This is a genomic window from Photorhabdus sp. RM71S (assembly GCF_042879355.1).
GTDB classification, from domain to species: Bacteria; Pseudomonadota; Gammaproteobacteria; order Enterobacterales; family Enterobacteriaceae; genus Photorhabdus; species Photorhabdus kayaii.
On record NZ_JBHFKV010000003.1, the window covers coordinates 33,619 to 54,214 of the forward strand.

The following is a 20,596-nucleotide window of genomic DNA, read 5'->3' on the forward strand; positions in this document are numbered from 1 at the left end:
TTGTAATCTTCACTACCAGTCTATACGCTACAATCCCAACGCATACTTAAGCACCGCTTTTTTCATTACGCTAGCCCGTTGAGCTGCCATCAGCGCCAGATTACGAGCAACTTTCAGCCCTGGTAATTCATTACTGAACACGGTGTAAAATAGATCCATTCCAGCTTGCATCATTAGGTTATCCGGCATTCTGCGGCGCTGATAACGCATCAATACTTCCAATGAATCCCACTGCTCTGTTAATTCTCTCGCCTTCACCAAAACATCAAGCAGAGTATTCACATCCCGATAACCAAGATTTACTCCTTGCCCAGCCAGTGGATTAATGGTGTGAGCTGCATCACCCAACAATACTAATCCTTCACGCACATAACTGTTAGCATGATGACGAATCAAAGAAAATGAACCGGCGGCAACGGGAGTCACTTTACCTAACCGTACAGGAAATGCCTGGAAAATCTCCTGTTCAAGTTGAGCCATTGACATTGCCTGTAATTGTCGTATGCGTGCCGGTTTGTCGTACCACACCAGCGAAGCCCATTGATCAAACAGTGGAAGAAGCGCTCTCGGGCCAGAAGGAAAAAACTGCTGCCAGGTAATATCCTGCTGTGGCTGTTCTGTTTTTACCGTGATCAACATACAAGACTGTCTGTACTGCCAGCCACGACTGCCAATTCCTGCCATTTGCCGAACCTGAGAACGAGCACCATCAGCCCCAACAATCAAGCGAGCTGTCATTTCTGTTCCGTCAGCCAGAGTCACCAACCATCCCATTTTCTGCCACTGCATTGATTGCAATACTGCCGGGCATAGCAAAATCAGATTGGGATATTTTTCAAACTGCTGCCACAGAGCCAGTTGCAAGATACGGTTTTCAACCATATAGCCCAACTCAGGCAGCCCTAAACTTTGTGCATCAAACACCAAATTAGAATCATTCTGTTCCCAAGTCTCTAATGTACGATACGGCGCACTGCGCATCTGTAATACCGCATCCCATGCGCCGAGTTGTTTGAACAAATCTACAGAAGCACAACTAATTGCTGATACGCGTACATCAGGCTGACTCTGTGTATCATAAGATTGTGGTGGTTGATGATCTAATAAAGCGACTTTCCAACCTTCCTGTGCCAACCCCAATGCTGTTGCAGCACCGATCATGCCAGCACCGACCACCACTACATCAAAAATCTGTTGTGAATTATTCATATCAGCCATGCTATTAACCCATTGATTAGTACAGTGTACCGAATTTTTAATTCTCCGGTAGAGAATATCCTGTTTAACAGTCTGGTCACTGCTCCTGCAAATGACTACAATATCCGACAACTTTATGCCTAATACACAATTGCTTTTGCCGTGTAATAACACTTTTCAGCGCGGTAGAAAGCTCGGATGCACAAGAAAATGTCGACGATAAAAAAACTGTATATTAAAACTTGGGGCTGTCAGATGAATGAATATGATTCATCTAAAATGGCCGACCTGCTGGAAAGTACTCACGGTTATCAGTTAACCGATGTCGCCGAAGAAGCAGACATTTTGCTATTGAATACCTGTTCAATCCGCGAAAAAGCACAGGAAAAGGTTTTCCATCAATTAGGCCGCTGGAAAAACCTAAAAGATACTAATCCCGATATCATCATTGGAGTCGGTGGCTGTGTAGCCTCTCAGGAAGGGGATTTCATCCGTCAGCGCGCTCAATGTGTAGATATTATTTTCGGGCCGCAAACATTGCACCGTTTACCTGAAATGATCAACCAAGTGAAAGGCACTCGCAGCCCGGTTGTTGATATCAGCTTCCCGGAAATCGAGAAATTCGACCGCCTTCCTGAACCACGTGCTGAAGGCCCATCTGCCTTCGTTTCTATTATGGAAGGTTGCAACAAATACTGTACTTTCTGTGTCGTACCTTATACCCGCGGAGAAGAAGTTAGCCGCCCATGCGATGATGTTCTGTTTGAAATCGCTCAACTTGCCGCTCAGGGCGTACGTGAAGTCAACCTTCTCGGTCAGAATGTGAACGCTTATCGTGGCGCTACTTATGATGGTGATATCTGCTCTTTCGCCGAATTAATTCGTTTGGTCGCGGCTATAGATGGTATTGACCGTATTCGCTTTACAACTAGCCATCCAATTGAGTTTACAGACGATATTATCGCCGTTTACGAAGATACACCAGAACTGGTTAGCTTCCTGCATTTACCAGTGCAAAGTGGCTCGGACCGTATTCTAACGTTGATGAAACGTGCCCACACAGCCCTTGAGTATAAAAGCATTATCCGCAAACTGCGTAAAGCACGTCCTGATATATTGATAAGCTCTGACTTCATTATCGGATTCCCAGGTGAAACCCAAGATGACTTCGAGAAAACCATGAAACTGATCGCTGATGTCAATTTCGACATGAGCTACAGCTTCATCTATTCTGCTCGTCCGGGAACGCCGGCAGCCGATCTGCCTGATGACGTTAGCGAAGAAGAGAAAAAACAGCGCCTTTACCTGTTACAACAACGTATCAACCAACAAGCCATGAGCTACAGCCGTGCTATGTTGAGCAGTGTACAACGTATTCTGGTTGAAGGAACTTCCCGTAAGAATGTGATGGAACTTTCTGGCCGTACCGAAAACAATCGGGTTGTCAACTTTGAAGGCCAGCCTGATATGATTGGCAAATTCGTTGATGTTGAAATTGTTGATGTCTACGCCAACTCACTACGCGGTAAAGTTATCCGTACCGAAGATCAAATGGATCTTCGTACACACGAATCACCTGAGTCCGTTATAGCCCGTACCCGTAAAGAAGATGAAATCGGGGTCGGCACTTATCAGCCATAAATATAGAGATAATCAGTGATTCAACAAATTCATTCACAAATAGCAACTCAGGAAATTTTCCTCGAACCCGCCGACAATCAGCGCCTAATGAGCCTATGTGGTCCGTTTGACGACAATTTGAAGCAGCTTGAACGTCGGCTAGGTATTGAAATTAACCGTCGTGATAACCGTTTTAAACTGATGGGCAAACCGTTGTACGTTAGCACAGCCACCAATATCCTACGGCATTTATATGCGGAAACTTCCCCTGTCCGTGGTGTGATCCCTGATATCAAGCCAGAACAGATTCATCTGGCAATTACCGAGAGCCGGGTTCTGGAGCAAACTGCCGAGAGCATACCCGAATACGGTAAATCCGTTAATATTCGCACCAAACGCGGCATGGTGAAACCACGCACGCCCAATCAGGCGCAGTATATTGCCAATATTCTTAGCCACGATATTACGTTCGGGATTGGTCCTGCTGGCACAGGAAAAACTTACCTGGCCGTTGCTGCTGCGGTTGATGCACTGGAACGACAAGAGATTCGCCGTATCCTGCTAACCCGTCCGGCCGTCGAAGCAGGCGAAAAATTGGGTTTCCTACCGGGTGACCTGAGCCAAAAAGTGGATCCGTACTTGCGCCCACTCTACGACGCTTTGTTTGAAATGCTCGGTTTTGAAAAAGTTGAGAAGCTGATCGAACGTAACGTTATTGAAGTTGCTCCATTAGCTTATATGCGAGGACGAACCCTGAACGACGCTTTTATTATTCTGGATGAGAGCCAGAATACAACCATCGAACAGATGAAGATGTTCCTGACTCGTATCGGCTTCAACTCCAAAGCGGTTGTTACCGGTGACGTTACGCAGATTGACCTGCCTCGTGGGCAGAAATCCGGTCTACGCCATGCCATTGAAGTTCTATCAGGCGTCGGCGAGCTGAGTTTCAACTTTTTCCACAGTGATGATGTTGTCCGCCATCCGGTGGTTGCCAAAGTTGTCATTGCCTATGAAGAGTGGGAAGCAACCGAGCAAAAACGCAAACAGGCACTCAGTGAACAACGCAAGCAGGAAGCACAATGAGTTCAGTAATACTTGATTTACAAATTGCCTGTGAACATTCACAAGGTCTTCCTGAAGAAACCCTGTTCCAGCACTGGCTGGACGGGGTTTTACCTCAATTTCAATCTGAAAGCGAAGTCACTATCCGCATTGTTGATAAGGCAGAAAGCCACGATTTAAATCTGACCTACCGTGGTAAAGATAATCCAACAAATGTGTTATCTTTCCCATTTGAAGCACCGCCAGAGGTTGATTTACCCTTGCTTGGCGATTTAATTATTTGTCGTCAGGTCGTTGAAAAAGAAGCGGAGGAGCAACAAAAAACAATAGAGGAACATTGGGCACATATGGTTGTCCACGGCTGCCTACATTTGCTGGGCTATGACCATATCGAAGATGATGAAGCTGAAGAAATGGAATCTTTGGAAACAGAAATTATGCAAAAGTTAGGTTATGTTGACCCCTATCTTGCAGAAAAAGAGTAACCATTCGTACCATTTTTATGCTAAAAAATACCAACAATAACTTATTTAATGGGAAATTTTCATTAAAACGCCATGAGCGACGACCATCCTTCAAGTAACGATAACCCTGGCCCTAAGAAAGGGTTTTTCACTCTTCTTCTTAACCAGCTTTTTCACGGTGAGCCAAAAAGCCGTGATGAACTGGTGGAATTGATCCGTGACTCTGAACAAAACGATCTGATTGATCCTGATACCCGTGATATGCTCGAAGGGGTAATGGATATTTCCGATCAGCGTGTCCGGGATATCATGATCCCCCGTTCTCAAATCGTTACCTTAAAACGTAATCAAACCCTGGACGAATGTCTGGATGTGATTATTGATTCGGCTCACTCTCGTTTCCCTGTGATCAGTGAAGACAAAGATCATATTGAAGGGATTTTAATGGCAAAAGACTTATTGCCATTTATGCGCACCGATGCCCCACCATTCAGCATAGATAAGGTTCTGCGTCAGGCTGTCGTTGTACCTGAAAGTAAACGGGTTGACCGCATGCTGAAAGAGTTCCGTTCTCAACGTTATCATATGGCAATTGTCATTGATGAGTTTGGTGGTGTTTCGGGCTTGGTCACTATCGAAGATATTCTCGAACTGATCGTCGGTGAAATTGAAGACGAATACGATGAAGAAGAAGATGTCGATATTCGTGCCTTGAGCCGTCATACCTATACGGTACGAGCGCTAACTCAGATTGAAGACTTTAATGAAGCCTTTAGCACCCAATTCAGTGACGAAGAAGTGGATACTATTGGCGGTCTGGTGATGCAGGCATTCGGTCATTTACCCGCCAGAGGAGAGTCCGTCGATATCAACGGTTATCTCTTTAAAGTTGCTATGGCCGATAGCCGAAGGATTATTCAGGTTTATGTTACGATACCGGACGATGCGCCAATACCTAACCTCGAAGAAGAATAAAATCTGAATGAACAAAGCTTCATTATTAAATTGCCAGCGGCTGCGCGCCTTACTGGCACTGTTTTTTGGAGCCAGTGGAACACTGGCTTTTTCGCCTTTTGACTTCTGGCCTGCCGCTATTATTTCCCTGTTTGGACTACAACTTCTGACTTTGAACAGAACACCCCGACAAGCGGCATTTATTGCTTTTTGTTGGGGATTTGGTCTATTCGGCAGTGGTACCAACTGGGTGTATGTCAGTATTGCTAATTTCGGTGGCATGCCAACCGCGGTCAATATTCTGCTGGTCATATTACTTGCCGCCTATCTCTCGCTCTATCCTGCTTTATTCGCTGGCTTACTCAATCGTCTCTTCGCAAAAACAAACGGGGTAAGGCTGGCTGTAGCAGCACCTGCATTATGGCAACTCACCGAATTCCTGCGAGGCTGGATTCTAACCGGTTTCCCCTGGCTACAATTCGGCTATAGCCAATTAGATGGTCCAATGAAAGCCATTGCACCAATTTTGGGTGTTGAGGCCATCACTTTCCTGTTAATGGCTGTCAGCGGGTTATTCGTTCTGGCCGTCATACATCGGAAAATAGCCGCTGGTATTATCGCTGCCGCCATTCTGCTATTACCGTGGTCAATACGCCATTATCAGTGGTACAGCCTACTACCTGAAAAAACTGTTGATGTCGCGCTGGTTCAGGGAAATATTCCACAGTCCCTGAAATGGGACCCCAAAATGCTCAGCGAAACGATGGACATCTACATGAGCAACAGCCTGCCATACATTGGCAAAACACCGATAATCATCTGGCCGGAATCTGCTATTCCTTCATTGGAAAGTTATCAACGCCACTTTCTAACAAAATTGGATGAGCTGTTACGCAATCAACACACCAGCCTTATTACCGGTATTGTCGATGAAAGAGCCGTTGGCAACAGTGATAAGATCTATAACAGCGTGATTGTCCTCGGCGATAAAAAGCCTTATCAATATCCGGCTGCTATTCGCTACGATAAATATCATCTGGTACCATTTGGTGAATTTGTTCCACTGGAATCGCTACTCCGCCCTCTGGCGCCATTCTTCAACTTACCTATGTCTTCATTCAGCCGTGGCAACTACATTCAACCACAGCTTTCTGTTGCAGGATATAACCTGACCACCGCTATTTGTTATGAAATTATACTGGGTGAGCTGGTTCGTGCGAATTTCAAACCGGATACTGAATTCTTACTCACTATTTCCAATGATGCTTGGTTTGGTGGTTCAATTGGCCCCTGGCAACATTTCCAAATGGCACGCATGCGTTCCCTCGAATTAGGACGCCCATTACTACGGAGTACCAATAACGGTATTACAGCCGTTATCAGCCCGGACGGAGACGTGCAAGCAGCACTCCCACAATTTACCCGTAATGTTTTGGCAGCTAAAGTGACACCAGCAACCGGGATAACACCCTATGCTCGCTGGGGTAACTGGCCGGTATGGATAATTACCGTATTGTTCGCCCTGTTTGCCTTAACGTATAACCGCCGTAAATCTTAATTCGAATATCCATCTTGATTCGAATATCTATATAGCCAAAAGGGAGCAAAACTGCTCCCTTGAGATTGTCGATTTAACATTATTAATCGGCCCTATCAACCTATGGAATCGTCTGGCAATGGGAATGAAATATACCTTGCCCAATTCTGCCATTGACCCATGCTAACCCTCAATAACTGATATCACTCTATGTTATACAAATAACCTACTTAAACAACTTACTGGTATCAATTTTACCCTTCTTTATTATTTTGGCATGCTAATTGCTGTTATCTCTATGAATGAAAAGGAAAATAGCTGTTTCACTAACCAAAAATGGGAAAACGCACTAAAAAAATGATAATCACTCACCTTTATTGTGCAAGATAAACAACATTGTTCATTTATAGTGCGAGACAGCTCCCGAAATAGAAACAATTCATTTTCATTGCCTAACCCTTTTGTACTATTTTTTAACACTATATATACATATAACAGCAAATGATCCTCGATTAAAAACAAATCACAGAGAGACTTTTGCAAACACAACATCGCAACGATAACCACATTAAAGGAGTTGTATATGCGTATGCGTAACCTAGTATTAACCATGATGTTACTTGGCATGGCGGGGGCTGTTCAGGCCGAAGAATTAACGGGAACACTGAAAAAGGTTAAAGATGATGGAGTGATCATTGTGGGACATCGTGAATCCTCCGTACCTTTTGCTTACTACGATAATCATCAAAAAGTCGTCGGCTACTCTCAGGATTATTCTAATCTGATTGTTGAAGCAGTGAAGAAGAAACTGGACATGCCAAATCTGCAAGTAAAATTGATACCCGTGACTTCGCAAAATCGCATCCCATTACTACAAAATGGAACTTATGATTTCGAATGCGGTTCCACTTCCAATAACCTTGAACGTCAGAAACAAGTCACTTTCTCTAACAGCATCTTTATTATTACGACGCGTTTGCTGACTAAAAAAGGTTCCGGTATAAAAGATTTCCCAGATTTGGCAGGTAAAAATGTCGTTGTCTCAGCAGGTACGACTTCTGAAATATTGCTGAATAAACTGAACGATGAGAAAAACATGAAAATGCGCATCATCAGTGCAAAAGATCATGGTGACTCATTCCGTACTTTGGAATCTGGCCGTGCAATCGCCTTTATGGTGGATGATGCACTACTAGCAGGTGAACGCGCCAAAGCGAAAAAACCTGAACAGTGGGAAATTGTTGGTACACCTCAGTCTAGAGAAGCCTATGGTTGTATATCACGCAAAGACGATCTTCAATTCAAGAAGCTGATCGATGAGACCATTGTTCAAGCGCAAACCTCCGGAGAGGCAGAGAAATCATTTGAGCGCTGGTTCAAACACCCCATTCCACCCAAGAACTTGAATTTGAATTTCTCTTTATCTGATGAAATGAAAGCACTATTTAAATCGCCAAATGATAAGGCACTTGACTAGAAATATAATTAAAAAAATGACTATTTGATTGGCGTCACAGGGTGCGAGGTGGTCGTTCCCTACCTCGCTTTTTTCTCAGCCAATCAATCGTTTTCAGGGGATCAAGCTACACCCTAACAGGGAGTATTATTATGTCAATCGATTGGAATTGGGGCATCTTTTTGCAAGCTGCCCCTTTCGGCAATACGACTTATCTAGGCTGGTTGATAGCTGGATTTCAGGTGACGATTGCCTTGTCTATCTGCGCCTGGATTATCGCTTTCATTGTCGGCTCACTGTTCGGCATCTTACGCACTGTTCCCAATAAAATATTATCTGGGATAGGTACCTGTTATGTTGAGCTCTTTCGTAACGTACCACTGATAGTTCAATTTTTTATCTGGTATCTGGTTGTACCTGAACTACTACCAGAAAAAATCGGTCTGTGGTTTAAAACTGAACTGGACCCTAATATCCAATTTTTTCTCTCATCCACTGTCTGTTTAGGTCTTTTCACTGCTGCTCGGATATGTGAGCAGGTTCGTGCCGCCATACAATCACTACCACTCGGTCAAAAAGCGGCAGGGCTGGCAATGGGGCTAACTCTGCCACAAACCTATCGCTATGTCCTATTACCCAATGCCTATCGAGTGATTATTCCACCCATGACATCAGAAATAATGAATCTGGTGAAAAACTCCGCTATTGCCTCCACTATTGGTCTGGTAGATATGGCAGCACAAGCAGGTAAGTTACTTGATTACTCAGCACATGCTTATGAAACATTTACGGCGATTACATTAGCTTATATCGGAATCAATCTGGTGATTATGCTTGCCATGCACTTGCTTGAGAAAAAAGTGCGTTTACCGGGTAATATTGGAGGTCAATAAATGTACGAGTTTGACTGGAGTTCGATTATCCCCAGTATCCCATTTCTGCTACAAGGCTTAGTCATTACCGCAAAAATCACGATTATTGCTGTTGTTGTCGGTATTCTCTGGGGAACCGTGCTAGCCGTTATGCGGCTCTCTTCGGTAAAAATACTGAGCTGGTTTGCCACTTTATATGTCAATCTGTTCCGTTCTGTACCACTAGTTATGGTACTGTTATGGTTCTACCTGATTGTGCCTAGTCTAGTGCAAAATGTTCTGGGGATTTCTCCGAAAACAGATATTCGTTTAATTTCAGCTATGGTTGCATTCGCCTTTTTCGAAGCGGCTTACTATTCAGAAATTATCCGGGCGGGAATTCAGAGTATCTCCCGCGGGCAATCTTCGGCAGCACTGGCATTGGGTATGACACCAATGCAAAGTATGAGACTGGTTATCCTGCCTCAAGCATTCCGTGCGATGACCCCGCTGTTACTGACTCAGGGTATCGTACTGTTTCAAGACACCTCATTGGTGTATGTGCTCAGTCTAGCGGACTTTTTCCGTACTGCGGCAAATATCGGTGAGCGTGATGGCACTCAGGTCGAAATGATCCTATTTGCTGGTTTGGTTTATTTTATTATTAGTATTGCCGCATCTATGCTGGTTAACTATTTGAAGAAAAGGACTGTTTGATGATCTCCCTGAAAAATGTATCCAAGTGGTATGGCCAATTTCAGGTTCTCTCCGACTGCTCAACTGAAGTTAAAAAAGGTGAAGTCGTTGTGGTCTGTGGCCCATCTGGCTCAGGCAAATCCACCCTGATAAAAACGGTCAATGGCCTGGAATCCATCCAACAGGGTGAAATTCTGGTTAATGACATTAAAGTTAATGATAAAAACACCCATCTGGCACAACTACGCTCTAAAGTCGGCATGGTGTTCCAACATTTTGAGCTGTTCCCCCATCTTTCCATCATTGAGAATTTAACTCTAGCGCAGATTAAAGTGCTTAATCGCAATAAAAAAGCGGCGGAAGAAAAGGGGTTGAAATTACTTGAACGCGTTGGACTTGCCAGTCAAGCGAATAAATTCCCGTCTCAACTTTCCGGTGGTCAACAGCAACGTGTAGCAATCGCCCGAGCCCTTTGTATGGACCCGATTGCCATGCTATTTGACGAACCTACTTCCGCACTCGACCCTGAAATGATCAATGAAGTGCTCGATGTCATGGTTAAACTGGCAGATGAAGGGATGACCATGATGGTTGTTACTCACGAAATGGGCTTCGCTCGTAAAGTAGCCAACCGAGTTATCTTTATGGATGAAGGCAGAATTGTTGAAGATAGCAAAAAAGAAGATTTCTTTGCGAATCCAAAATCAGATCGCGCCAAAGAATTTCTCGCTAAAATTCTTCACTAACCTCATTTCATCCCCGGTGGTGGCTCCCGTCGCCATCGGATTTTCCCTCAGAACCTCTGTTTCTTATATATCAAATCAGATATGCTATGCCGACCTCATATTTTACCAACTAAATGATTGCTACAAACGTAGCTTTTTACTCACCATAGGATCATCGGTGCCATGCGAGAACAATACCGCCCAGAAGATATAGAGCCGCAAGTTCAGCTTCACTGGCAAGAGAAGCAAACTTTCAAAGTGACAGAAGACAACAGCAAAGAGAAATATTACTGCCTGTCCATGCTACCTTACCCTTCTGGTCGACTACACATGGGCCATGTACGTAACTACACTATTGGCGATGTTATCTCCCGCTATCAGCGTATGCTTGGCAAAAACGTTCTGCAACCTATCGGTTGGGACGCGTTTGGCCTGCCTGCGGAAGGTGCCGCGGTCAAAAACAATACCGCACCTGCTCCGTGGACCTATGCCAACATCGAATATATGAAAGGTCAATTGAAAACACTGGGCTTCGGTTACGACTGGGATCGTGAAGTCACAACCTGTACCCCGGAATATTACCGTTGGGAACAGTGGTTCTTCACCAAATTGTATGAAAAGGGCTTGGTTTATAAAAAAACCTCCGCAGTTAACTGGTGTCCCCACGATCTGACTGTTCTGGCTAATGAACAAGTGGTCGATGGCTGTTGCTGGCGTTGTGATAGCAAAGTTGAACGTAAAAAAATTCCGCAATGGTTTATCAAGATCACTGATTATGCCGAAGAGTTGTTAAATGATCTGGATACGCTGGAAGAGTGGCCTGAACAAGTCAAAACCATGCAGCGCAACTGGATTGGTCGTTCTGAAGGGGTAGAAATCACTTTTGATGTGGCTGATAGTCAGGAGAAGCTGACCGTTTATACCACTCGTCCTGATACGTTCCTGAGTGCCACTTATGTTGCGGTTGCCGCAGGTCATCCTCTGGCAAAACAAGCAGCAGAAAATAACCCTGAACTGGTTACTTTCATTGATGAGTGCCGTAATACCAAAGTTGCAGAAGCAGATATGGCAACAATGGAGAAGAAAGGCATAGCAACCGGTATGTTTGCTATTCATCCATTGACCAAAGAAAAAGTGGCAATCTGGGTTGCAAACTTCGTCCTGATGGAATACGGCACCGGTGCTGTCATGGCAGTGCCTGGTCACGATCAACGCGACTGGGAATTTGCGACAAAATATAACCTGCCAATAAAAGCCGTTATTCTGGATAGCGAAGGCAATGAACCAAACGTCCATGAAGCGCCTGTAACAGATAAGAATATCCTGTTTAATTCCGGTGAATTTAGCGGCCTGAATCACGAAGATGGTTTCAATGCTATTGCTGATAAACTGGTGGAAATGGGCGTAGGTAAACGTAAAGTCAACTATCGTCTGCGTGACTGGGGAGTTTCTCGTCAACGTTATTGGGGCGCTCCTATTCCAATGGCAACGCTGGAAGATGGCACAGTTGTTCCGGTTCCAGCAGCTCAACTGCCAGTTATTCTGCCAGAAGATGTCAAAATGGACGGCATCACCAGCCCAATTAAAGCTGATCCTGAGTGGGCGAAAACCACTATCAACGGCCAACCAGCACTACGTGAAACAGATACCTTCGATACTTTTATGGAGTCTTCTTGGTACTACGCTCGCTACACCTGTCCAGATTATGACAAGGGCCTGCTCAATCCAGCAGCAGCTAACTATTGGCTGCCAGTTGACCAATACATCGGTGGTATCGAACATGCTATCATGCATCTGATGTATTTCCGCTTCTTCCATAAACTGATGCGTGATGCTGGCCTGGTCAATTCCAATGAACCCGCTAAGCGCCTGTTATGCCAAGGCATGGTTCTGGCCGATGCTTTTTATTACCTCGGCAAAGATGGTGAAAAAATCTGGGTTTCCCCAGCTGATACTATTGTTGAGCGTGATGATAAAAGCCGTATCATTAAAGCGATGGATAAAGAAGGCCATGAACTGGTTTATACCGGCATGAGCAAAATGTCTAAATCCAAAAACAACGGTATTGACCCACAATTGATGGTAGAAAAATATGGTGCTGATACCGTTCGCCTATTTATGATGTTCGCGGCTCCACCAGAGCTGACGCTAGAATGGCAAGAATCCAGTGTTGAAGGGGCAAATCGCTTCCTGAAACGTGTATGGCGCCTAGTTTATGAACATAGCAGCAAAGGGGCAACGCAACCGCTAAACATCACAAACCTGACAATGGAACAAAAAGATCTATTCCGAGATCTGCACAAAACCATTGCTAAAGTCACAGATGATGTCGGTCGCCGCCAGGCATTCAATACTGCTATCGCTGCCGTAATGGAATTGATGAATAAACTGGCCCGCGCACCACAGGAAACTGAGCAGGATCGCGCTCTGATGCAGGAGGCTCTGTTGGCGGTTGTCCGTATGTTGTCACCAATAACTCCTCATGCTTGCTTTATTATGTGGCAAGCTCTGGGTGGTGAAGGTGATATTGATACGGCTGATTGGCCACAAGCTGATGAACAAGCAATGGTTGACGATACCAAGTTAGTCGTCATTCAAGTTAACGGTAAAGTGCGTGGTCGTGTTACTGTGCCAGCCGATGCAGCTAAAGAATATGTTCATGATATGGCAGCAAAAGAGTACGGTGTGGCGAAATACCTTGAAGACGTCACTATTCGCAAAGTCATTTATGTACCAGGCAAACTACTGAATCTGGTCGTCGGCTAATAAAGGAGGCAATGTGCGACATCGTATTTTAACGTTGTTGCTGGGGTTGGCGGTGCTGGTCACCGCTGGCTGCGGTTTTCATCTGCGCGGCACCACTCAGGTGCCACCGGAACTCAAAAAGCTGCAATTAACAAGCGGTGACCCATACGGGCCACTGGCCCGTTCCGTTCGCCAACAGCTTCGTCTGAATAATGTCACTATCCTTGAGGATGGTAGCGCTGATGTTCCTGTTTTGAAGTTAATTAACTCTTCTGAAAATAAAGATACTGTCTCTATTTTCCAAGATGGTAAGGCGGCTGAACGCCAATTGACACTGAATGTCGATGCTCAGGTTATTATGCCAGACGGTAGCGTATACCCGCTGCGATCCAGGGTTGACCGCTCTTTTTTCGACAACCCATTAGAGGCCCTGGCGAAAGATGCTGAAAACGAGATAATCAATCAGGAAATGCGTGAACAAGCTGCTCGCCGGTTAGTTCGCCAGTTATTGACCGTTCACAACGCAGAAAAGCAGAAAGCCAGAGAAAAACAGGTGGGACAGCAAGCTGCGCAAGCACAATGATCAAACTCTATCCCGAACAATTGATTTCGCAGCTCAATGAGGGGCTGCGAAACTGTTATCTAATATGGGGTAATGAACCCCTACTATTACAGGAAAGCCAGGATCATATTCGCAAGGCTGCTGAAAAACACGCTTTCACTGAACACTTCACCTATACACTGGATAATCACACCGAGTGGGATGAGATATTCAATATTTGTCAGTCATTAAGTCTGTTTGCTAGCCGTCAAACACTCACTTTACTACTGCCGGAAAATGGCCCCAATGCAACCATAACCGAACAACTGGTGAAACTGGCTGGACTACTTCATCCAGATATACTGCTAATACTACGTGGTTTGAAATTGACCAAGGCTCAGGAGAACAGTAACTGGTTCAAAATACTAGGAAAAAACGGTGTTTATGTCAGTTGTCAGTCCCCCGAACAGAACCGTCTGCCGCAATGGGTTGCACACCGGGCCAAAGCCATGAAATTGGCACTGGAAGAACAAGCCAATCAACTACTGTGTTATTGTTATGAAGGAAATTTACTGGCGTTAGCTCAGGCACTTGAGCGACTTTCCCTGCTATACCCAGACGGTAAACTGACCTTACATCGTGTCGAAAATGCGGTGAATGACGCGGCTCACTTTACACCTTATCACTGGGTAGACTCGCTATTATCAGGTAAAGCAAAACGAGCCTGGCATATTCTGAAACAGTTAAAACAGGAAGATTACGAAGCTGTTATTCTATTACGTACCGTACAGCGTGAATTACTGTTGCTACTCACGCTGAAACGTCAAAGTACCACAACCCCGATGAAAACACTGTTAGATCAGCATCGGGTATGGCAAAACCGCCGTCCATTACTGACAAGCGCACTGCAACGTCTCACTCAACATGATTTGCAGCAAGCAATTCATTTACTTGTACAGATGGAACGCCAGATCAAACAGGATTACGGCCAGTCTATTTGGTCAGATTTAGAAACGCTTTCTATGCTGTTATGTGGAAAAACCTTACCTGAGAGCTTTTTTAATGCCTCATGCCATTGATTCTACTTGCCCGAAACAACCCGTTATTAAAGCATTATTTGGTGGAACATTCGATCCCATCCATTACGGGCACTTACAACCAGTTGAAACCTTGGCATATCAAACTGGCCTGGATCAAGTGATTTTACTACCAAATCACGTTCCCCCACACCGCCCACAACCGGAAGCCACTGCACAACAGCGGCTTGAAATGGTACAACTGGCAGTACAGGATAGCCCACTGTTTACCGTCGATAAGCGTGAACTGGAGCGCACTATCCCCTCTTACACAATTGATACGCTAGAGTCATTCCGTCAGGAACTTGGTAACAAACAACCACTAGCATTTATAATCGGCCAAGATGCTTTGTTATCACTGCACACTTGGCATCGTTGGCAAGAATTATTGAGTTTCTGCCATCTGCTGGTTTGTGCTCGCCCCGGTTATCAAACCCAGTTTTCTACAACCGAAATGCAACACTGGCTTACAGAACATCAAATCTGCGATCCAAACCAGCTTGGCAGTAAACCTAACGGTTATATCTATCTGGCAGATACACCTCTGCTGCCGATCTCAGCAACAGACATCCGTCAACGCCACCAGCAAGGGTTAAGTTGTGACGATTTACTCCCCCTTTCAGTACAAAAGTATATAGATTCACAGGGGTTATATCGCCAATAGCGGAATCTGCCTCGATTAGTCGCTTAGTTGACTTACCCTTAAGTGACCTGACATGCTATTATTCCGCACTATTTAATCAATTGTGATAAAAAATAAGGATGAGCCTTTTGCAAGGTAAAGAACTCCAACAGTTTGTTATTGATAAGCTTGAAAACTCCAAAGCACAGGATATTGTTTCCCTTGATGTCCAAGGGAAATCAAGTATTACCGATTGCATGATTGTCTGCACCGGAACTTCCAACCGCCATCTGATGTCTGTCGCAGATAATCTGGTTGATGACTGTCGCGCAAGCGGCCTGATCCCACTTGGCGTTGAAGGACAAGGCGTATCTGACTGGATTGTCGTAGACCTCGGTGAAGTTATCGTACATGTCATGCAAGAAGAGAGCCGCCGCATGTACGAACTCGAAAAGCTTTGGAGCTGAGTTTGAAGCTGCAATTAATTGCTGTAGGTACAAAAATGCCGGACTGGATACAGGCCGGCTTTACAGATTATTTGCGTCGTTTTCCCAAAGACATGCCATTTGATCTGATAGAAATCCCGGCTGGCAAACGGGGGAAAAATGCGGATATTAAACGCATTCTGGAAAAAGAAGGCGAACAAATGCTAGCCACTGTCAGCAAAGGCAGCCGTATTGTCACCCTGGACATTCCGGGTTCCCGCTGGGAAACGCCTCAATTGGCGCAACAGCTTGAACATTGGAAACGGGATGGTAGAGATGTCAGTTTGTTGATAGGTGGGCCAGAAGGTCTCGCTCCGGCATGTAAAGCTGCCGCAGAACAAAGCTGGTCACTGTCACCGCTAACCTTACCCCATCCTCTGGTCCGAGTTTTGGTTGCGGAAAGCCTGTACCGGGCATGGAGTATTACGACCAATCATCCCTATCATCGGGAATAATTTGGTTATCAACGGATAAAAGCGAATTTCTGGCAATGGGATGAAGAATAAACGTACCCCTTTTCGTGATTATACGGCTGAATCAGCCCTATTTGCTCGCCGCGCATTAGTGGCATTTATTATCATCCTGGTACTGACTGGTATCCTGATTGCCAATCTTTACCATTTACAAATCACCCGCCACGAAGACTATCAAACCCGTTCAAACGAAAACCGTATTAAACTGGTTCCAATTGCGCCAAGCCGCGGGATCATTTATGACCGCAACGGTACGCCATTGGCACTTAATCGAACTATCTATCAGTTAGAAATCATACCTGAAAAGGTAGAACACCTTGAGCAAACGCTGAATGATTTACGTAATGTTATCGATCTGACTGACGAAGATATTGCCAACTTTGAAAAAGAGCGTAAACGCTCGCGCCGCTTTACCTCTATTCCATTGAAAACTTCACTTGATCATATTCAAGTAGCACGCTTTGCCGTTAACCAATATCGTTTCCCTGGTTTTGAAATAAAAGGCTACCAACGCCGCTTCTATCCTTATGGTTCAGCACTGACACATATCATCGGCTATGTTGCTAAAATTAATGATAAAGATGTAGAACGATTGGATAAAGAAGGTATTTTACCTAATTACGCCGCTACCCATGATATCGGCAAACTGGGTATTGAACGCTATTATGAAACTGTTTTACACGGCAAAACGGGTTATGAAGAAGTCGAAGTGAATAACCGAGGCCGGGTGATACGCCAATTACATGAACAACCACCACAGGCCGGACAAGATATTTACCTCACTATCGATCTCGAATTGCAGATTTACATTGAGAAACTCCTCACAACCAGCCGTGCTGCGGTCGTTGTCAGTGATCCACGTAATGGGGAAATCCTGGCACTGGTATCTAACCCAAGCTATGATCCAAACCTATTCGTAAACGGTATCTCCAATAAGAACTACCAGGAGCTATTAAACAATCCTGATAGGCCGCTTATTAATCGTGCTACTCAAGGAATCTATCCTCCAGCTTCGACAGTGAAACCTTTTATTACCGTTGCAGCACTAAGTACAGGCGTTATCAATAAAAATACCACCATTTTTGATCCGGGTTGGTGGCAATTACCGGGTTCAGAAAAACGCTACCGTGACTGGAAACGTTGGGGACACGGTAGTCTCAATGCACATAGAGCCATTGTAGAATCGGCGGATACTTTCTTCTATCAAGTTGCCTATGATATGGGAATTGATCGTCTATCTGAATGGATGACCAAGTTCGGCTATGGCGAATATACTGGAATCGACCTAGCCGAAGAACGCACCGGTATCATGCCTACCCGCGAATGGAAACAAAGAAAATATAAAAAACCTTGGTATCAAGGAGATACCATTCCTGTGGGTATCGGCCAGGGATATTGGACAGCAACCCCCATTCAAATGGTAAAAGCGCTGATAACCTTAATTAACGACGGTAATGTAAAAACACCACATCTTCTGCTAAGCAAGAAGCTGAAAGGTGAGATGATCCCTTATCAACAAATAGAAAATATTCAGATCGGTGATATCCATTCAGGATATTGGGAATTGGCAAAAAGCGGCATGTACGGTGTTGCTAACCTGCCAAACGGTACCGGCCACAAAAGTTTTATCGGTACGCCTTATAAAGCAGCGATCAAATCGGGAACAGCACAGGTCTACAGTTATGAAACCTACAATGCCAGTAAAATTGCTGAGCATTTACGGGATCATAAGCTGATGATCGCTTTCGCTCCTTATGAAAATCCGACAGTAGCCCTTTCCATTATTTTAGAGAATGGTGGTGCAGGCCCAGCAGTGGGAACTCTTGTTCGCCAAATCCTCGACCATGTACTATTAGGGGATAACAACACAACATTGCCGAATGCTGTCCCTACACTTCCCGGAACAGAAAGTGACTGATTAACACCATGACAGAAAACCAAAAAAGGGTTCCTCTCTGGACCAGATTACATATCGACCTACCATTACTCCTGTGCATTTTGGCATTGCTGATATACAGCGCTTTTGTTATGTGGAGTGCCAGTGGTCAAGATATGGGTATGATGGAGCGCAAAATTAGCCAAATTGGTGCTGGGCTGGTTGTCATGCTCATCATGGCGCAAATTCCACCAAGAGTTTATGAAAGCTGGGCGCCCCATCTCTATATTGTTTGTGTCATTTTACTGATTTTTGTCGATGCTTTCGGGCAAATAAGTAAAGGTGCCCAACGCTGGCTGGATTTAGGAATCATCCGCTTCCAACCTTCTGAAATTGCCAAAATAGCCGTACCACTGATGATCGCACGCTTTATGAACCGCGATTTATGTCCCCCATCACTGAAAAATACGACTATCGCTCTGATGCTTATTTTTCTGCCTACTTTACTGGTTGCCGCTCAGCCAGACTTGGGGACTTCAATTCTGATCGCGGCTTCTGGCCTGTTTGTCTTGTTCCTTTCGGGCATGAGTTGGCGGTTGATCGGTATCGCAGCTCTACTGTTAACCAGCTTTATCCCCATCTTGTGGTTCTTCCTGATGCATGGCTATCAGCGCGATCGCGTCATGATGCTACTTGATCCAGAAAGCGATCCACTAGGTAAGGGTTACCATATTATTCAATCAAAAATCGCGATTGGCTCCGGTGGTTTATCAGGTAAAGGCTGGCTATTAGGAACACAATCTCAATTGGAATTTCTGCCAGAACGTCATACAGATTTCATATTTGCCGTACTGTCAGAAGAACTTGGTTTGATTGGCGTACTACTGTTATTAACATTATATATGTTATTAATTACTCGTGGGCTGGTTATCGCAACCAGAGCACAGAACACTTTTGGCCGGGTTATGGTTGGCGGCCTAATGTTAATTCTATTTGTTTATATCTTCGTCAATATCGGCATGGTGAGTGGTGTCCTGCCTGTAGTAGGCGTTCCTTTGCCATTTGTCAGTTATGGCGGCTCAGCGTTAATCGTCTTAATGGCGGGTTTCGGCATTATCATGTCGATTCACACACACAGAAAATTGTTGTCCAAAAGTTTATAGAGAAGAGGTTTCAATGCGTCAACACTGGCTTATATTCGGCATGATTGCAGCCCTGCTATCTGGCTGTACTACTCCTGACAAACAAAAACTTGCCCCGTTACCCGTAGTACCAACGCAGGATGTTCTGGGTGCAGAACCTCGCTATGAGCCTTATCATCCTAGCGCCAATGATGATTATCAGATGAACGGACATACTTATCACATTGTGCAAGCCCCCTCTCAGTTTAGTGAGACAGGTTATGCTAGTTGGTACGGTGAAGAATCTAGCGGCAAAATGACCGCAATTGGTGAACGTTTTAATCCTTATGCTCTGACAGCCGCCCATCCTACCCTGCCAATTCCAAGTTATGTCCGTGTGACCAATTTGAGCAATGGTCGCATGATGATTGTTAGAGTCAATGACCGTGGTCCTTATAAACCAGGGCGAATTATCGATCTATCGAAGGCTTCCGCTGAACGGTTAAACCTAACTCAAAGTACCAAAGTTAAGGTTGATTTTATTGAGGTTGCCCAGGACGGTTCTGTATCCGGTCCCGGTACCATTGGCAGCCAGATAGTTAAACAGAGTTATGCTCTACCGGATAGACCAACGCTGACAACCAGTCCATTAGGAACACCAACAATGGAGAATATCCCTGATCAGACTAGCAGCCAGCCCTTAACAAATCAGCCGATGAAACTGACGATACAACCGGAAGCGACTGAACAACTCCCCACAATGAAGCTGCAACCACCTAAGCCTGTTACAAACAGTACTTCAATAGTCACAACGCCAACAGCCGCCTCAGCAAATGGTTTTATAGTTCAAGTTGGTGCTGTTAGCAGTGAGCAACGAGCAAAAAAGTGGCAACAAACACTGGCGCAACGCTTTAATGTTCAAGGCCGCGTAACTCAATATAATAACGTTTATCGTGTACAGTTAGGGCCATTCAACAATCGCCAGCAAGCTGCCGATTTACAACAAAAACTGGCTGACCAAATACAGCAATCTTCTTTTATCGTCAGTCCTTAATCGTTCTCTTACTGATATCTCACTTTGATTCAGATATC

At 44.8% G+C, this 20,596-nt stretch carries 19 protein-coding genes; 18 read left to right on the plus strand and 1 reads right to left on the minus strand.

Going from position 1 to position 20,596, the window contains the following annotated elements:
* Window positions 1-27: 27 nt before the first annotated feature.
* Window positions 28-1,209 (minus strand): 3-demethoxyubiquinol 3-hydroxylase, encoded by a 1,182-nt coding sequence (gene ubiF / locus ACGF5R_RS02205; protein WP_387689718.1) that lies wholly within the window; start codon window positions 1,207-1,209, stop codon window positions 28-30.
* Between the two features lie 198 nt (window positions 1,210-1,407).
* Between ubiF and miaB the strand changes: the two genes are divergently transcribed.
* The 18 genes from miaB to rlpA all read left to right on the plus strand — a co-directional run bounded on the left by miaB (window position 1,408) and on the right by rlpA (window position 20,558).
* Window positions 1,408-2,838 carry a tRNA (N6-isopentenyl adenosine(37)-C2)-methylthiotransferase MiaB gene (miaB, locus tag ACGF5R_RS02210; protein WP_387689572.1) on the plus strand — a complete coding sequence of 477 codons (1,431 nt, stop codon included), beginning with the start codon at window positions 1,408-1,410 and terminating at the stop codon, window positions 2,836-2,838.
* An 87-nt stretch (window positions 2,839-2,925) separates the two neighbouring features.
* Window positions 2,926-3,903, plus strand: a complete 978-nt coding sequence (locus tag ACGF5R_RS02215) for a PhoH family protein (protein WP_387689720.1) — start codon at window positions 2,926-2,928, stop codon at window positions 3,901-3,903.
* Window positions 3,900-4,367, plus strand: coding sequence for an rRNA maturation RNase YbeY (ybeY, locus tag ACGF5R_RS02220; protein ID WP_112878085.1), 468 nt, complete (start codon window positions 3,900-3,902; stop codon window positions 4,365-4,367). The genes ACGF5R_RS02215 and ybeY overlap by 4 nt, the downstream gene beginning before the upstream one ends.
* A 72-nt stretch (window positions 4,368-4,439) precedes the next feature.
* Window positions 4,440-5,321 (plus strand): CNNM family magnesium/cobalt transport protein CorC, encoded by an 882-nt coding sequence (gene corC / locus ACGF5R_RS02225; RefSeq protein WP_036776710.1) that lies wholly within the window; start codon window positions 4,440-4,442, stop codon window positions 5,319-5,321.
* Window positions 5,322-5,328: 7 nt separating this feature from the next.
* Window positions 5,329-6,858, plus strand: a complete 1,530-nt coding sequence (gene lnt / locus ACGF5R_RS02230; RefSeq protein ID WP_262980665.1) for an apolipoprotein N-acyltransferase — start codon at window positions 5,329-5,331, stop codon at window positions 6,856-6,858.
* Between the two features lie 562 nt (window positions 6,859-7,420).
* Window positions 7,421-8,314 carry an amino acid ABC transporter substrate-binding protein gene (locus ACGF5R_RS02235; RefSeq protein ID WP_387689577.1) on the plus strand — a complete coding sequence of 298 codons (894 nt, stop codon included), beginning with the start codon at window positions 7,421-7,423 and terminating at the stop codon, window positions 8,312-8,314.
* A gap of 131 nt (window positions 8,315-8,445) precedes the next feature.
* On the plus strand, window positions 8,446-9,186 hold the full coding sequence (locus tag ACGF5R_RS02240; protein ID WP_387689580.1) for an amino acid ABC transporter permease: 741 nt from the start codon (window positions 8,446-8,448) through the stop codon (window positions 9,184-9,186).
* Window positions 9,187-9,861 carry a glutamate/aspartate ABC transporter permease GltK gene (gltK, locus tag ACGF5R_RS02245; RefSeq protein WP_112878081.1) on the plus strand — a complete coding sequence of 225 codons (675 nt, stop codon included), beginning with the start codon at window positions 9,187-9,189 and terminating at the stop codon, window positions 9,859-9,861. It begins immediately after the preceding gene.
* Entirely contained in the window at window positions 9,861-10,586 is a 726-nt protein-coding gene (locus ACGF5R_RS02250) for an amino acid ABC transporter ATP-binding protein (RefSeq protein WP_112878080.1), read from the plus strand. Before gltK ends, ACGF5R_RS02250 begins: the two co-directional genes overlap by 1 nt.
* 162 nt (window positions 10,587-10,748) lie before the next feature.
* Complete coding sequence (leuS, locus tag ACGF5R_RS02255; protein WP_387689583.1) at window positions 10,749-13,331, plus strand: leucine--tRNA ligase; 2,583 nt, start codon at window positions 10,749-10,751, stop codon at window positions 13,329-13,331.
* Between the two features lie 13 nt (window positions 13,332-13,344).
* Window positions 13,345-13,893, plus strand: a complete 549-nt coding sequence (lptE, locus tag ACGF5R_RS02260; protein WP_112878078.1) for an LPS assembly lipoprotein LptE — start codon at window positions 13,345-13,347, stop codon at window positions 13,891-13,893.
* On the plus strand, window positions 13,890-14,930 hold the full coding sequence (gene holA, locus ACGF5R_RS02265) for a DNA polymerase III subunit delta (RefSeq protein ID WP_262980667.1): 1,041 nt from the start codon (window positions 13,890-13,892) through the stop codon (window positions 14,928-14,930). The genes lptE and holA overlap by 4 nt, the downstream gene beginning before the upstream one ends.
* Window positions 14,914-15,591: a nicotinate-nucleotide adenylyltransferase gene (gene nadD / locus ACGF5R_RS02270; protein WP_387689586.1), complete on the plus strand. Its 678-nt coding sequence runs from the start codon at window positions 14,914-14,916 to the stop codon at window positions 15,589-15,591. Before holA ends, nadD begins: the two co-directional genes overlap by 17 nt.
* 98 nt (window positions 15,592-15,689) lie before the next feature.
* Window positions 15,690-16,016 carry a ribosome silencing factor gene (gene rsfS / locus ACGF5R_RS02275; RefSeq protein WP_191214694.1) on the plus strand — a complete coding sequence of 109 codons (327 nt, stop codon included), beginning with the start codon at window positions 15,690-15,692 and terminating at the stop codon, window positions 16,014-16,016.
* Window positions 16,017-16,018: 2 nt separating this feature from the next.
* A complete protein-coding gene (rlmH, locus tag ACGF5R_RS02280; RefSeq protein WP_112878074.1) occupies window positions 16,019-16,489 on the plus strand; it encodes a 23S rRNA (pseudouridine(1915)-N(3))-methyltransferase RlmH in 471 nt (156 codons plus the stop codon).
* Window positions 16,490-16,529: 40 nt separating this feature from the next.
* Window positions 16,530-18,425, plus strand: a complete 1,896-nt coding sequence (gene mrdA / locus ACGF5R_RS02285) for a peptidoglycan DD-transpeptidase MrdA (RefSeq protein ID WP_387689589.1) — start codon at window positions 16,530-16,532, stop codon at window positions 18,423-18,425.
* Between the two features lie 8 nt (window positions 18,426-18,433).
* Entirely contained in the window at window positions 18,434-19,546 is a 1,113-nt protein-coding gene (gene mrdB, locus ACGF5R_RS02290) for a peptidoglycan glycosyltransferase MrdB (RefSeq protein ID WP_112878072.1), read from the plus strand.
* Between the two features lie 13 nt (window positions 19,547-19,559).
* On the plus strand, window positions 19,560-20,558 hold the full coding sequence (rlpA, locus tag ACGF5R_RS02295; protein WP_387689592.1) for an endolytic peptidoglycan transglycosylase RlpA: 999 nt from the start codon (window positions 19,560-19,562) through the stop codon (window positions 20,556-20,558).
* Window positions 20,559-20,596 lie beyond the last annotated feature (38 nt).

Bases quoted from the DNA above. Each gene is read 5' to 3' on its own strand.
- ubiF (WP_387689718.1), bottom strand. From the start codon at position 1,209: ATGAATAATTCACAACAGATTTTTGATGTAGTGGTGGTCGGTGCTGGC.
- miaB (WP_387689572.1), top strand. From the start codon at position 1,408: ATGTCGACGATAAAAAAACTGTATATTAAAACTTGGGGCTGTCAGATG.
- ACGF5R_RS02215 (WP_387689720.1), top strand. From the start codon at position 2,926: ATGAGCCTATGTGGTCCGTTTGACGACAATTTGAAGCAGCTTGAACGT.
- ybeY (WP_112878085.1), top strand. From the start codon at position 3,900: ATGAGTTCAGTAATACTTGATTTACAAATTGCCTGTGAACATTCACAA.
- corC (WP_036776710.1), top strand. From the start codon at position 4,440: ATGAGCGACGACCATCCTTCAAGTAACGATAACCCTGGCCCTAAGAAA.
- lnt (WP_262980665.1), top strand. From the start codon at position 5,329: ATGAACAAAGCTTCATTATTAAATTGCCAGCGGCTGCGCGCCTTACTG.
- ACGF5R_RS02235 (WP_387689577.1), top strand. From the start codon at position 7,421: ATGCGTATGCGTAACCTAGTATTAACCATGATGTTACTTGGCATGGCG.
- ACGF5R_RS02240 (WP_387689580.1), top strand. From the start codon at position 8,446: ATGTCAATCGATTGGAATTGGGGCATCTTTTTGCAAGCTGCCCCTTTC.
- gltK (WP_112878081.1), top strand. From the start codon at position 9,187: ATGTACGAGTTTGACTGGAGTTCGATTATCCCCAGTATCCCATTTCTG.
- ACGF5R_RS02250 (WP_112878080.1), top strand. From the start codon at position 9,861: ATGATCTCCCTGAAAAATGTATCCAAGTGGTATGGCCAATTTCAGGTT.
- leuS (WP_387689583.1), top strand. From the start codon at position 10,749: ATGCGAGAACAATACCGCCCAGAAGATATAGAGCCGCAAGTTCAGCTT.
- holA (WP_262980667.1), top strand. From the start codon at position 13,890: ATGATCAAACTCTATCCCGAACAATTGATTTCGCAGCTCAATGAGGGG.
- nadD (WP_387689586.1), top strand. From the start codon at position 14,914: ATGCCTCATGCCATTGATTCTACTTGCCCGAAACAACCCGTTATTAAA.
- rsfS (WP_191214694.1), top strand. From the start codon at position 15,690: ATGAGCCTTTTGCAAGGTAAAGAACTCCAACAGTTTGTTATTGATAAG.
- mrdA (WP_387689589.1), top strand. From the start codon at position 16,530: ATGAAGAATAAACGTACCCCTTTTCGTGATTATACGGCTGAATCAGCC.
- mrdB (WP_112878072.1), top strand. From the start codon at position 18,434: ATGACAGAAAACCAAAAAAGGGTTCCTCTCTGGACCAGATTACATATC.
- rlpA (WP_387689592.1), top strand. From the start codon at position 19,560: ATGCGTCAACACTGGCTTATATTCGGCATGATTGCAGCCCTGCTATCT.